Source organism: Paenibacillus sacheonensis (assembly GCF_009909195.1).
Lineage (GTDB): Bacteria > Bacillota > Bacilli > Paenibacillales > Paenibacillaceae > Paenibacillus_Z > Paenibacillus_Z sacheonensis.
This window is the reverse complement of the sequence record NZ_JAAAMU010000003.1, coordinates 211,432-224,438: the sequence shown is the minus strand read 5'-3', so window position 1 is coordinate 224,438 and position 13,007 is coordinate 211,432. Positions and strand designations below refer to the sequence as shown.

The 13,007-nt window shown below is 59.2% G+C and carries 10 protein-coding genes; all 10 read right to left on the bottom strand.

The window, feature by feature from the left end:
- Positions 1-153: 153 nt before the first annotated feature.
- On the bottom strand, positions 154-405 hold the full coding sequence (locus tag GT003_RS06600) for a hypothetical protein (RefSeq protein ID WP_161695693.1): 252 nt from the start codon (positions 403-405) through the stop codon (positions 154-156).
- On the bottom strand, positions 405-2,621 hold the full coding sequence (locus GT003_RS06595) for a helix-turn-helix domain-containing protein (RefSeq protein WP_161695690.1): 2,217 nt from the start codon (positions 2,619-2,621) through the stop codon (positions 405-407). The genes GT003_RS06600 and GT003_RS06595 overlap by 1 nt, the downstream gene beginning before the upstream one ends.
- Before the next feature lie 145 nt (positions 2,622-2,766).
- Positions 2,767-4,167: an alpha-L-fucosidase gene (locus tag GT003_RS06590; RefSeq protein ID WP_161695688.1), complete on the bottom strand. Its 1,401-nt coding sequence runs from the start codon at positions 4,165-4,167 to the stop codon at positions 2,767-2,769.
- A 69-nt stretch (positions 4,168-4,236) separates the two neighbouring features.
- Entirely contained in the window at positions 4,237-6,159 is a 1,923-nt protein-coding gene (locus tag GT003_RS06580; protein ID WP_239565857.1) for a glycoside hydrolase family 35 protein, read from the bottom strand.
- 1,190 nt (positions 6,160-7,349) lie between these two features.
- Positions 7,350-8,057 (bottom strand): copper homeostasis protein CutC, encoded by a 708-nt coding sequence (locus GT003_RS06575; protein ID WP_161695686.1) that lies wholly within the window; start codon positions 8,055-8,057, stop codon positions 7,350-7,352.
- A gap of 151 nt (positions 8,058-8,208) precedes the next feature.
- Complete coding sequence (locus GT003_RS06570; RefSeq protein WP_161695684.1) at positions 8,209-10,317, bottom strand: alpha-galactosidase; 2,109 nt, start codon at positions 10,315-10,317, stop codon at positions 8,209-8,211.
- 200 nt (positions 10,318-10,517) lie between these two features.
- Positions 10,518-11,438, bottom strand: coding sequence for a sugar phosphate isomerase/epimerase family protein (locus GT003_RS06565; RefSeq protein ID WP_161695682.1), 921 nt, complete (start codon positions 11,436-11,438; stop codon positions 10,518-10,520).
- Positions 11,425-12,108, bottom strand: a complete 684-nt coding sequence (locus GT003_RS06560; RefSeq protein WP_161695680.1) for an orotidine 5'-phosphate decarboxylase / HUMPS family protein — start codon at positions 12,106-12,108, stop codon at positions 11,425-11,427. Before GT003_RS06560 ends, GT003_RS06565 begins: the two co-directional genes overlap by 14 nt.
- A 25-nt stretch (positions 12,109-12,133) precedes the next feature.
- Positions 12,134-12,259: a hypothetical protein gene (locus GT003_RS32830; protein ID WP_275589159.1), complete on the bottom strand. Its 126-nt coding sequence runs from the start codon at positions 12,257-12,259 to the stop codon at positions 12,134-12,136.
- 510 nt (positions 12,260-12,769) lie between these two features.
- The gene (locus GT003_RS06555; RefSeq protein ID WP_161695678.1) at positions 12,770-12,982 is read right to left on the bottom strand and encodes a hypothetical protein; all 213 of its coding nucleotides are present in this window, start codon (positions 12,980-12,982) and stop codon (positions 12,770-12,772) included.
- Positions 12,983-13,007 lie beyond the last annotated feature (25 nt).

Here is a 13,007-nt window from a genome sequence, read left to right as displayed (position 1 = left end):
GCCGACTTCCCTGACGGGCTCGGTTGGATAGCTCGATTCTAGCCCGCTGCCGCCCGCGCCATCAATTCGTAAGATTCGGCGACCACGCATTTTTCTCCGGACGCGCGTTTACAAGCCGTTAACATGGGAGAATCATGCGGACTTCCCGTTTTTCTACGCTGTGCGCTTTTCGCGGCAGGCGATGATTGGAATGGTTGGAATGATTGGAATGGTTGAATTGGTGATGCGTAGGTGCGTGGAACGCGTGGATTTCGCGGCGCGTGCGGGACCATGCCGAATTCGCGGCGGGTGCGGCGTCCGGGCAAACTGGAATCCATACAAACCGAATTCATACAAACCGGAATCCGGGCAAACCAAAAAAAGAACCTTGAAGTCCGCCGCCGGCAGATTCAAGGTTTCTGGCATTATCGATCGGCCTGCCGCTTGCGGTAGTCGCTTGGCGACATGCCCGCAACGTTCTTAAAGGCCCGGTTAAACGAATTGTAGTTGAAATAGCCGACTTCCGCGCTGATTTCCTGCAGCGACTTGTCCGTCGACAGCAGCTGCTGCTTGGCCTTGTCCATCCGCAGACCGATGAGGAAATCGACGAAGTTGCCGCCGAATTCTTCTTTGAACAGTTTGCTGATGTTCTTGGCATGGAGCGAAAACTTGGCGCTGAGGTGGTCGAGCGACAGCTCCGGATTCGGATAGTTCTCTTCGATGTAGGCGCGAATGTCGCCGATGACGGCGCGCGTCCCCTGCGAATCCTTCAACGTCTGCAGTTTGCCTGCCGCCGCTTCGAATATCTGCGCGCAGCTCTGCTTCAGCTCCGCTAGCGTTTCCCAATTCGCCCACAGCTCGCGCAGCGCCGCATCGGCATCCTTCCACACGTTGCGATAGTCCTTGGACAGCTCGAGGAAGACGCGGTTCAGCTGCTGCTGAAGAAATTGCATGAAGCTCTCGATTTCCTTGCGCGACGAGACGGCATCGGTGATTTGGCCGAACAGCTCGTCCAGATGCTTCCTCCAGCCGTCCTCGGCCAGCCGGATCGACTGCGACAACGCATGGATCGTGCCGAAGAAATCATGCCCATGATACTTGGCCCCTTCCATCGCCGTCGCATCCAGCAGTCTGCCCGTGCCGAGCACCGCCTTATAGTGCAGCATATCGCGCGCGATTTCATGCGAGCGCCGAATCTCCTCGAGATTTTCCGCCATGCCATGGATACCGATCGTGACGGTGAAGCTCAAGTTGCCGCGCACCCACTCCAAGACTTGCTCGCCGATCTGCATGCCGAGCGAAGCGCCGTCCGCTTCATCGGGCACCCATACGATGACGGACAGCCTGCGATCCGCAACCCATTCGGCCCATACCGAGGCGCCGCTCAGTCCGGCGATCTCCTGCGCAACGCTCGCGACGACGAATTTCAGAATCGATTGGTCCTGATGATGGTAGGCCGCGGTGAATTGCGCATATCGGTCGATCTCAAGCTCCAGCATGAACGCCCTCGCTCCCGCCGGATTCACGTGGAAGGCGAGCAAATCCGTCTGCCATTCCGTCTCGCGCACGGGAGCGGTACCCAAGACGGCCTCTTGAAACCGATGCTTCTTCTGCAAAATGATCGTTTCGTTATCCTTCTGCCTCGTTCTCGTCGTCTCTTCCATCAGCTGCTCCAGCGCGCCTTGGATAAAACCGAACTCATTGCTTCCGAAGGGATGAATCCCGGGATTCACCAAGGCGCTTGTCCGTATGAGCGAGACGAGCTGACTGATCGGCTTGTAATTGCGGCGCGTGACATGCACGACCCAGAGAACGCCCAGCACCACGACGGCCAGGGCAATGACCACCCAGACGTTGTAGAAATCGAGCGCGATCCGGGACAAGCTTCCGCTCGCCGGACCGCTCTCCACGAGCCAGCCCGTGTAGGGAGAGATGTAACTGGCCAAGACGCTTCGTTTCCCGTTGTCGACGCCATTGTCATCCATCAGGATGCCGCCTGCTTGGTCGCTGATCCGTATGAACGTAAACGCCGGATTGTACATGGGCGTAATCGCGTTTTTCAGCTTCGACAAGCTGACGTTCACGACGACGTACCCTTTCTTGGCCTTCGTTAACTGCGGATAGCCCTGCACCAGCGTAATCACGTCCGCCGGCTTGGACGCTTGATAAGGCTTGAAGCTTCGCTTGCCCGACCATTTGCCGGGCTGCGCCTGCCGGTTCATGAACGGCAGGATAAACGGTTGATCCAGAAAGTCCGATTGCAGGCCCGACCCGTCCCCGAGCACGAATCGATCCTTTACTCGGATGAAATAGGCGGAATCGATGATCGAATAATTGAGCTTCCAATCGTCGATCAGCTTATTGCCTTGAATATTGCCGTAGACATCGTCGCTGTCCGTGCCGAAGAACCGCTTCAAATCCGCGGAAGACAGCGTATCCCGCAAGATCTGGTAATCCAGCGTCTTCAACGAATTGTCCGTGAACCGGACGGCCTGTTCCGCCAGGAACTCGTTGGCTTTGATCGCCTGCTTGCGATTCTGTTCGCTCAGCGATTGGAAGAACACGACGAATAAGATCGTAACCACCACGACAAACACGGGAAGATAGGATAATAGCAATTTGCGGAACCAGCTGCTGTTCATGTTATCCTCCTCTTCGCTCGTATTTAGCGGTGCAACGCGTTAAAAAGTTTATTCTACACGATAGGGCGGAGCAATTCTACCATCGCGGTCGGCAAGCGAAATTCTCAAATTCTGCCATTTCTGCCGCACCCGCCATGGCGCCGCCTTAGGATTGAATGCGGAATACATGCGCAATCGGCGTACCTCCGCTTAATTGGCTCGCCGGAAGCCGCAGCGTAAGTCCGCTGCCGTCCTGCGTGTACGAGACTGCTTCGTCCGTGCCGACGAGCTCGACGCTCGACGCCGCTTCGGTATACGGCACCGTCAGGAATTCCGATACTTGCGCATCCTCGCTCGCGTACAAGTAGGTGCAGTATACGATGTCGCCCTTGCGCGTGAACGCACAGCCGCTCGTGAAGTACGGCGCGCAGATACGGGTGCCGTATACCGCTTCCCCGTACGCCTTCATCCAAGCGCCGAGTTCCTTCATGCTTCTGAGGGCGCCCTTCGGCAACCGGCCATCCGGCTGCGGTCCGACGTTCAGCGCCAGATTGCCGCCCTTCGCGACGACTTCCATCAGGATATGAACCAAACGGCGGGCGGACTTGTACTTGTCCTCGAATCCGAACGAGAACGAGGTTCCGATCGTGATGCAGCTCTCCCAAGGCACGTTCAGCGGCCGGTCCGGAATCGTCTGCTCCGGCGTGACGTAGTTCTCGTACGCTCCGCCCACGGTGCGGTCGGCCGACAGGAGCCAAGGCTGCGTTTGGCGAGCTCGCTCCACCAGTTCGCCAAGGCGAATATCCTGACTGACTCTGCCGCCCTCTCTCACCCAGCCGGCATCCAGCCACAAGATATCGATGCGGCCGTAGCGCGTCATCAGCTCCATGATCTGCTCGTGCGTGAACGATACGAATTTCTCCCATAGATGCGGATGCTCCTGCGGGTCATAAGAAGGCCCGCGCCACATATGGCGGCCTCTCTCCATGCCCGGCGCCCAATAAGACGGCGTGTGCCAATCCGCCTTGGAGAAATAAGCGGCGATGGCAAGTCCTTTATCGCGAAACGAATCGAACACCTGCTTGCATACGTCGGCATAGCGATGCGCATGGAACGGCGTATCGCTGCCGGTGATGCGGTAATCGGTCGTGTGCGTATCCCACATGCAGAAGCCGTCATGGTGCTTGGTCGTGAAGATCAAATATTTGAAGCCGCCGTCCGCAGCCGCCTCCGCCCATTTACCGGGCTCGAAGCGGATCGGATTGAACGTTTTGTTCAGGGCGAAATATTCCCGTTTCATTTCTTCATAATCATTCGTCCAGTCGACGTCGTTTCTGGCCCAATCGCTGTCCTCGTCGCTCAGCGTCCATGATTCGACCATGCCGATCTGCGAATAAGGTCCCCAGTGCATCATCAGGCCCAGCTTCTGGTCCCGGAACCATTCCAGCCGCTCCAGCGTCACCGGGTTATCCGGCCGTACCCATTCCGATTCGCCGCTGTAATTATGGATGCCGTTCTCGACTTCTTCTGTATGGCCGTTTTGTGCTTCGACTGCGTTCTCGCTCATGGTTAGTTCCTCCTGGCAGGCGGCTGTTCAGCCGCTCATCGTGTGTTTATTTGTGTGTGTTAGGTGCGATCATTCATAAGGCTGGCCGAGCATCGGGCGATCCGTGAAAACAACCGCCGCTTCCCGCGTGTGGTGGAGCTCGAAAATGACGATTTCATTGCCGCCCTTCCGTAGGAGAGGAGCGGGCACGTACAAGGTTCGCTGCGGCCCCTTGTTCCAGTAACGGCCGAGATGGAAGCCGTTGACGAAGACGACGCCTTTCGTCCAGCCCTGCATATCCAGGAACGTATCCGCGCACGAGGCGGTTTGGAAGGTCCCTTTATAAAAGCGGGGCTCTTCCGTTGCCGCTGGAAGGCCGGCGGTGCGGCTGTCGGGATGGGCGGCAGAGAGTGCTGCTGTTAGATTGGTAGGAAGGCCGGCAGAAAGAACGATAGAAGAATCGGCAGGACGGCCGGTAGAGAGGTTCGCAGAATAGACGATAGAACGATCGGAAGAACGGTCGGCCGAACGGCCGCGGGCATAGTGCAGTCCCGACAAATCCGCCAGCGGCAGCGGCCGGATCGTCCAATCGAAGAGAAATTGGAATCCGAGACGAACGCCTTCCGTGATGCCCTTCGCGTCCTTCAGATACGGTCCGTAGTTGATCCTGCCCATGTTCTCGACGAGGATATCCAGCCTCGCGCCCTCTGCCGGAATGGCAATCGGCAGCGACTGCATCGTCGGCGCCCGCTCGATGACGCCTTGATACGCCCCGTCGACGAAGACCAGCGCCCTGTCCCGGACTTCCTGCACGAACAGCCGCTCTTCCGGCCTTGGCCCGGAAACCCGCGTCGTGTACAAAATATAGCCGTAGTTCTGGCCGAGCTTCTCCATCGGCATCGGCGCGACCGACCGGATTGGCGCGGACAAGACGTCCAATTGCTCGAACAGGTCTGCCTGCTCCGACAGCTCGACCCGGCCGTAAGCTTGCCTGTCTGCGGCAGGGGGAAGCGGCAGCGGTTCAACGTTCGAATAGCGGGCGATCACCTCGCGTACCGCGAAATACTTGTCCGTCGGTTCGCCCGACTCATCCAGCAGCGCGTCATAGTCATAACTGGTAATCGTCGGCTCGTAGAGATTCGGCTCCTGGCAGTTCGCTCCGCTTCCGAACCCGAAGTTCGTGCCCCCATGGAACAGATAGAAGTTGACCGAAGCGCCTGCCGACAGCATCTCTTCCAGCACGGCCGCGACCTCTGCCGCGCCGCGCGTATGATGCGGTTTGCCCCAATGGTCGAACCAGCCGTTCCAATACTCCATGCACATCAGCGGCGCGTTCGGCCGGTACTCCTTCAGCTTGTCGAAGGACGAACCCGGGTTGGAGCCGAAGTTGACCGTCGCCAGCACGCCGGGTACCGACCCGCCCTGCAGCAGCGCATCGGTCGGACCATCCGAGGTGAACAGCGGTACGTCGATGCCCCGGACAAGCAGCGCCTGCCGCAGATATTCGAGGTAGCGCGCGTCATTGCCGTAGCTGCCGTATTCGTTCTCGATCTGCACCGCGATAATCGGCCCCCCGTTCGTGCAGAGCAGCGGCTTCAATCGCGGGAGCAGCTCGTCGTAGTAAGCATCGACCTTTCGCAGGAAAGCCGGATGGCTGCATCTCAGCTGCATATCGGAATCGGCCAGCAGCCACGCAGGCAATCCGCCGAATTCAAACTCCGCGCATATATACGGGCTCGGACGAACGATGACATGCAGGCCGAGACTGCCCGCAAGCGCGATATAGGCGCATACGTCAGCCATGCCCTCGAAGCGGAACTCGTCTTCATTCGGCTCATGAACGTTCCAAGCCACGTACGTTTCCACCGTATTCAAGCCGCATGCCTTCAGCTTCAGCAGCCGGTCCCGCCATAACTCGGGTACGATTCGAAAATAATGCATGGCGCCCGAGAGCAGCCGAACCGGCTCCCCGTCATAGATGAATGCGCTTCCTTCTACTGCGAATACACCCATTTCTCCACTCCTTCCATAAGCTTGAGTAGACTTAGGATAAATGCGGAATCGGGCGTACTCAACGGGATTTTTTCGGCCAGTTCTCCTTTTTCCTTCCAATTGCAGGCACTATGCGATTTTCGCAGCGGCCGTCGGGGCGAAAATAGAGAAGTGAGCGGCGCAAACCGCGCTGCCGCGGACACGGTTGGCAGTGCGTCGGTTGAAGGAATGGACGGATGCAAGCCTGCCTTCGCGGCCGAATGAGACGCTTGATTCGGGCGGCTGCACCCGCAAGCATTAAACTTGCGAGCGCTTTGCGGTTGAATAGGTCGCTTGATTGGTCGAGGGGCCGCGCGCGCCGTACGGTGAAATTTGCACATTGTACAACATTACTGACCCAATAGTGGCGTTCAAAGAGCATTTGTTGCAGATTCTGCAACAATCTCGCCGAAAATCAAGCCAAATGCCGCTCTCGGCTTAAAATTGTTGCAGTTCGTACAACAAATCAAGAGAATGCGGGATTTTGAGCTGAAATTGTTGTACTAAATACACAAATCATCTCCTGCGTGCGCGGAATGGCGGTGAGACGGTAGACTTGGGATGAGATGAAGCGGTTGGTGAGGAGGTAAACTTGGCATGAGATGAAGTGGCTGGCTACACGGTAAACTGGGCGCGAGATGTAGTGGTTGCCTACACGGTAAACTGGGCATGAGATGAAGTGGTTGGCTACACGGTAAACTGGGCACGAGATGTAGTGGTTGGCTACACGGTAAACTTGGGATGAGATGAAGTGGTTGGCTACACGGTAAACTGGGCACGAGATGTAGTGGTTGGCTACACGGTAAACTGGGCACGAGATGTAGTGGTTGGCTACACGGTAAACTGGGCATGAGATGAAGTGGTTGGCGAGCCGGATAACAGGGGGTAACGCCCATTCGGAGGCTGATAATTATCGTATTCGTGCGCGAGCGAACGTTTAGGTTGGGCACCATCCCCGCCGATGCGGGCCGTCCCTCCGACAGTTGAGCAAGCACGGCAAAAACGGCGCACCCGCCGATCCATGGCTGGCCTGCGGGGCTCTGTCGAACGAACCCAACTAGCATGCTCGGAAAGGGAATAACACCGCTGCTTGCTTACTCTTTACTCGCTTACTCTTTACTTGCTTACTCTTTACTCGCTTCGTTGTTCGTCATGCGTTTACGCCATCGGATCTAAGCGTCCCGGCCTCGCTCTCGCCCGCCAAGCACAGCGCGAACGGCCGCCAGCCGAACGGAATCCAGCGGCGCCGTCTGCGCGCCGTCCTGACGAACGCCCGAGCCGAAATGCACGGCGCGGACTCCCGTCGCGTCCACGAAGCCGGCCAATGACGCCGGCGTCAAGCCGCTCCCCGCCATGATTTCAATCGTCGTTCCGCTGCTCAGCCGCACCAGCCGGGCTATTTCCTCCGCGGCATCCAATACGCTCGGCTTGCCGCCGGACGTCAATATTGTTCGAATCTGCGGATAACGCACCAGCGTCCCGAACGCTTCCTCCAGATTCCGGGCTTCGTCGAACGCCCGGTGGAACGTGACGGGAATATCGCCCGCCGCATCCAGCAGCCGCTTCAGCTTCTCCTCGTCGACCGTCCCCACTGGCGTCAACGTCCCGAGCACGAACGCACCCGCTCCGGCCTTGCCAAGCGCGGACATATCGCGGATCATCCGCTCCAAGTCCGCCTCCGAGTAGAGAAACGACCTGCCGTGAGGACGAATCATGACGTGCACGGGGATGGCGCATTCCGCCGCCGTCTCTTCAATAAACGTTAACGCGGGCGTAAGCCCGCCTTCCTCGATGGCCGACACGAACTCGATCCGGTCTGCGCCGTGCTTGGCCGCGACCCTCGCATCCTCGGGCGTCAGCGCGATCACTTCTAGCAGCATGCGTAAGCTCCTTTGGCTGTATAGTAAAATTCGTCTGCCTATTACTATACTATAAAACTTCCACGGATCAGGAGTCGCAATATTCGCCTCATCGGAAAAGCCGCCCCTCGCATAGGGCGGCTCCATGGATTCGCACGGCGGAATGCCGGCGCTATCGCGATTCCTCGTTCAGCTTGACCTCGAACGCCCGCGCCGCGTTCATCGCAGGGAGCCGTACGGACAACGTCCCCGCTTCCGCGTTCCAGCGGCAGTCGCCCGCTCGCTCGCGCGGATAGCTCATCGTCGCGGCGGCCTGCCGTCCGCGCCAGGCGGGCAGCGGAATCTCGAGCGTCTCGTCGGGGCTCTCGAACCGCCAGGCAACGAGGAAGATCCGATCGCCGGCCGGGTCCACTAGGCCGAAGCTGGTCCAGCGGCTGTCGAGACTGGGCATTCCCGTCGGCCAGATCGGCAGCGAGACCGGAATCCGGTCGCGGATCGACTTGTAATACGCGATGCCCTCGCGGACGAGCGCCGTCATCTCCGGCGCCAGCGCCTCGAGCTCCCCGCTCTGATGAACGCGCAGCAGGAGCGCGCTCGCCATGTTCATGATGACCGCTTCTTCGTCGCTCTTCCGGTTCGGATACGACCAAACGGCGAGCTGCTCGGGCGTAACGGCGGAAGCGCTCGCCGCCGCGATGACGGCGTTCTTGCGGTACTCGGCCTGATCGCTGGCGGAATAGATGCTGTGCCGCTCCAGCAGGGAATAATCGCAGCGCATGCCGCCGCTGCTGCAGTTCTCGATCACGAGCGACGGATACTTGGCGAAGATCCCGTCCAGCCAGCCCAAGTAAGCGCGGTTGTGTTCGAGCAAGCCGTCGCCCGGGCTGTCCGCGCCGATATCCGTGCCGACGCCGGCATTGATGTTATAGTCCATTTTGATATAGCCGACCCTGTACTGCAGGACGAGCCGATCCACGACTTCGGTCACGTAGGCGATGACCTCGGGATTCCGATAATCGAGCTGGTAGCGGCTGTGGGCGATGATGCGCTTGCCGTTCCGGCAGAAGAACCAGTCGTCCGGCACCCGCTTCGCGGTCTCGCTGTCGATGCCCATCACCTCGAGCTCGAGCCATAAGCCGGGCACCATCCCTTTGGCATGAATATAGTCCATGACCGCCCCGATGCCGTTCGGGAAGCGCTTGGCGGACGGCTGCCAGTCGCCAACCTCGAACCACCAGTTGCCGTCGGAATACCAGCCGCAGTCGACGACGTAATATTCGCAGCCGACGGCCGCAGCCGCATCGATGCAAGGAAGGAGCGTATCCTCGCGCGGGTCGCCGCTGATTCCGTTCATGTAGTTGTTGTAGATGACGGGAAGCCGCCTATTGTCCTCGTTCGGCCTGCGAATCGCCCGCCGGTAGTTCGTCATCTCGCCGACCGCGGCATCGAAGCCCGGCGCGCTGCCGATCGCCGCCTTCACGGACACGAACGTTTCGCCCGGCCGCAATTGCTTGAGCCAGTGGCTCTCCGTCCATGTCGGCCCGCTCAGATGCAGATACAGCTGATCGTTGATATTGCCGATTTCCCAGTGCCAGGAGCCGTGATGCTCGATCTGCCAGAGCAAACCGATGCCGGATTCGTCGTTATGCAGATAGCCCATCGGCAAATGCTCGGCGGTCGACCATGTCCCCGTCGAGGTCAGCGAGATGCGTTTCATCATGTAATCGTTGACGTTCTGGAAACCCAGCTCCGGCAGCGTATGCGTCCGCCACTGCGCTTCGCCGCACCACGTACTGTGCGGAATCGAGAGCCGCAGCTTCCGCTCCCACGGGGCCAGCCCCTCCTTCCCGAGCCCGGTGAGCGCGAACGAGGTGACGTATTCGAGCGGAATCGGCGCGTCCGATTCATTGCGCAGCTCCGTCCACGAACGAACGACCGATACGCCGTCGTAGAACTGCAGATGCATCGTCGCCCGCAGTCCCGTGCGCGCTTCCCCCAGCTCGATCGCCAGCTTCCTTCCCCGTTCGTTGCGCGTATCCGCATGCGAGAGGTATTTCATCCGTTCTCCGGGATTCGAACCCGTATGCTTCGGTCCGTGATGATCCCCTTGGTTCTCGCCCGTCGCATGGACCTCCATCGCTCTGAACCGCCACTTGCAAGACGCGTCCACGTCTTCCGCGCGATAAGGCAGCCGGGAAAAATGCATCAAGCGCAGCTCGTCGTAATCGCCCACCTCGTAGACGATATGAAGCTTGTTTTCCAGCACTTCGATGGTTCTCACTGTACCGTCACTCCTCGATCTTCAGCCTGTTCTTATCAGCAGTGTAGCACTGAACCGAACATCCCGTAATCGCTTTCATCCATCCTGGCCGAAAATCGAAAAAAGCTGTCTTAAAATTGTGATCGCAGCGGCGATTCCGGCTGTCTCCCCCACTCCCGTTATGACGATCGTTTTGCCGGCCAGCCTGTGCCCCATGTCATTCACTCCTTCGTCTTCGCGGCCCATTCCGCTAGCTTTGATCGTAGAAACACGGCCGATTGCCGCATCTCGTCCAGCCCGTTAACGCCGTCTTCGATGGAAATCCATCGGTGAAACCCGATCTCCCGCAAATTCGCGAAGATCGCGTCGTAGTCGTTCAGTCCTTCCCCGATGACGCCGTGCGCCAGCGCTTCGGAATAGCCTTGCAGCGAATACTCGCGCAGGTCGTCCAGCGTATAGCCCGGCTTCAAGTATCGATCGCTCGCGTGCATCGTCAGGATGCGGTCCTTCACGCGCTCCATTACGTCCAGCGGATCTTCGCCCGCGAGCAGCGCGTTCGACGGATCGAAATTCACGCCGAACCACGGCGAGTCGATCTCCCCGACGATAGCCAGGAAGAGCTCGGACGACTGCGCGAACTCCGGGTAGATCCAATAGCCGTCCTTGTAATGGTTCTCCATGACCAAGTGAACGCCGCGCTCCTCCGCATACGGAAGCAGCCGGCGAATGCCGGCGATCGTCCATGCGATGCCGTCCTCCCGGGAGAGGCCGGGGCGGTTCTGCCCCGACAAGACGCGAACGCTGCGGAATTCCTCGGGGCCGAGCAGCGCCATAACGTCGATCATCCGCTCCATGCGCCGCGCCTCACGTTCCCACTCGTTCTCGTCGGGATTCGTGAAGTCGGGCGACGAGCACATCATCGGGATGGCGAGTCCGTGCGCTTCCGCGGCTGCCTTCACGCTGTGCAAATACTCGTCGCCGCCGGCCTGGAGGAAGGTCGGGTACAGCTCGAGTCCGTCCACCCCGAGCGACGCGGCCATCTCGATCCAGTCGAATATCGTAATCGTCCCGTTCGTCAATTCATCCATAAGCCCCTTCGGGAACACGGCCACCCGCGCGTCTTGCAGATTAGGTCGCGGCATGGTTCTTCACCTTCGCCACGAGCTGCTCCAGGATGCGCTTCAGCTCGTCGCGATCCTTGCTGGGACGGAACTCCTGACGGTCGATGACGAGCGGCGCGCCGACGACGACGAGCGGCGCGCCGAGTTTCGGCATCTCCGCGGCCTGCTCGACGGATAGCCCGCCGACGGCCTGGACGGGGATGGAGACCGCCTTCACGACGGCTTCCAAGTGATCATACGGACTGCGTGCGGGATCTTCTCCCCGCTCGTCGAAGGACGTGTGGACGAGAATATAATCGACCCCGTTCCGCTCCAGCATCCGGGCGCATGCGACCGGATCCGGAGCGGCCATGATGTCTCCCATGACCTGGATGCCGTAATCCCGGGCCGCCCGGACCACGGCGCGAATCGTCGCCGGATGGGCGACGCCCATGACGACGACATGCGTCGCGCCGGCCTTGGCCATCATCTCCGCTTCCAGATACCCGCCGTCCATCGTCTTCAAGTCGGCGACGATCGGATGGTCGGGGAACGCCTTGCGAAGCGCGGCCACGGCATGCAGTCCTTCTCCCAACAATAGCGGCGTGCCCGCCTCGATCCAGTCGATGCCTGCTTCCACGGCGATCGCCGCCATGTCGAGCGCTTCCTCGATCGTCGTCAAATCCAACGAAATTTGCACGATTGGCTCCATTCGGATCTCTCCTCCTCGTTCTCGTCTACGCGTTTGGCAATATAATCGATTTTGCGTGCTGCAAGGCATCCATCTCGTCGAATGCCTGCTTCCAGCCGCCGATGCCGTAGCTGCGCGCCATCGGCAGCGGATCGATCAAGCGGCTGCCCATGAGGGTGCACCTTCTCCCACATCGGATAATTATGGCTGAAAGATCCTTGAAGCCTGGCTGCCTTCTGAATGAGCGGATCCAGCGAGAAGCCGACCGGCGCCGGATCGCTTGGCGACCTCCATCCGGTTCGCGTCCCGCTCCGTGGATCAGCACTTCCCTCGCCCTCGGCGCGAGTCCGACGGAATCCGGACGTCCCGCACCTCGGCGCTCCCGCTGCCGGACGAATAATTGACCACTGCTTTCATTGGCGCTCCCTTCTCGGATAGTGAAAACCTGAATCCTTGATTCGTTTCGCCGAGCAACCGTAAGCGTTTACATTCATTGAGGCCAAGAGAGCCGTTTGCCATTTTATTGTAACGGATGCGCATGGTTCTTAACAGCAGGTAATCGTCTCGAGGTTGCAGTTCTCTCATTAACCGGCATGGCTCGGATGCCGCACGGTTCGCGCAGATCGGAAACAGCAAAAAATCCCCATAGCCGGATGGCAGGGGATCCGCATATCGGTTAAAGTCAGGCCCGGTACCTGCCTGACTTCGCGCTCACGGGCTGATAGGCCAATATATTGTCGACCGCGAAGATTCGCGGCCCCTTCGACTTTAGGCAGTGCGCCTTTACATACCCGTCTCTCACCGCTTTGATCGTAATGTCTCGCTGCGTGATCCGCCGATGACGGTCCATATATACGATGGTTACAAGGCAGTCGATATACCGGTCGATTGACATGTGCATCCCCTCCGATACGAACGTA

What these genes read in the sequence shown, in the direction of transcription:
- GT003_RS06600 (WP_161695693.1), bottom strand. Translation starts at nt 405, where the DNA reads ATGCCAGAAACCTTGAATCTGCCGGCGGCGGACTTCAAGGTTCTTTTT.
- GT003_RS06595 (WP_161695690.1), bottom strand. Translation starts at nt 2,621, where the DNA reads ATGAACAGCAGCTGGTTCCGCAAATTGCTATTATCCTATCTTCCCGTG.
- GT003_RS06590 (WP_161695688.1), bottom strand. Translation starts at nt 4,167, where the DNA reads ATGAGCGAGAACGCAGTCGAAGCACAAAACGGCCATACAGAAGAAGTC.
- GT003_RS06580 (WP_239565857.1), bottom strand. Translation starts at nt 6,159, where the DNA reads ATGGGTGTATTCGCAGTAGAAGGAAGCGCATTCATCTATGACGGGGAG.
- GT003_RS06575 (WP_161695686.1), bottom strand. Translation starts at nt 8,057, where the DNA reads ATGCTGCTAGAAGTGATCGCGCTGACGCCCGAGGATGCGAGGGTCGCG.
- GT003_RS06565 (WP_161695682.1), bottom strand. Translation starts at nt 11,438, where the DNA reads ATGCCGCGACCTAATCTGCAAGACGCGCGGGTGGCCGTGTTCCCGAAG.
- GT003_RS06560 (WP_161695680.1), bottom strand. Translation starts at nt 12,108, where the DNA reads ATGGAGCCAATCGTGCAAATTTCGTTGGATTTGACGACGATCGAGGAA.
- GT003_RS32830 (WP_275589159.1), bottom strand. Translation starts at nt 12,259, where the DNA reads ATGGGCAGCCGCTTGATCGATCCGCTGCCGATGGCGCGCAGCTACGGC.
- GT003_RS06555 (WP_161695678.1), bottom strand. Translation starts at nt 12,982, where the DNA reads ATGTCAATCGACCGGTATATCGACTGCCTTGTAACCATCGTATATATG.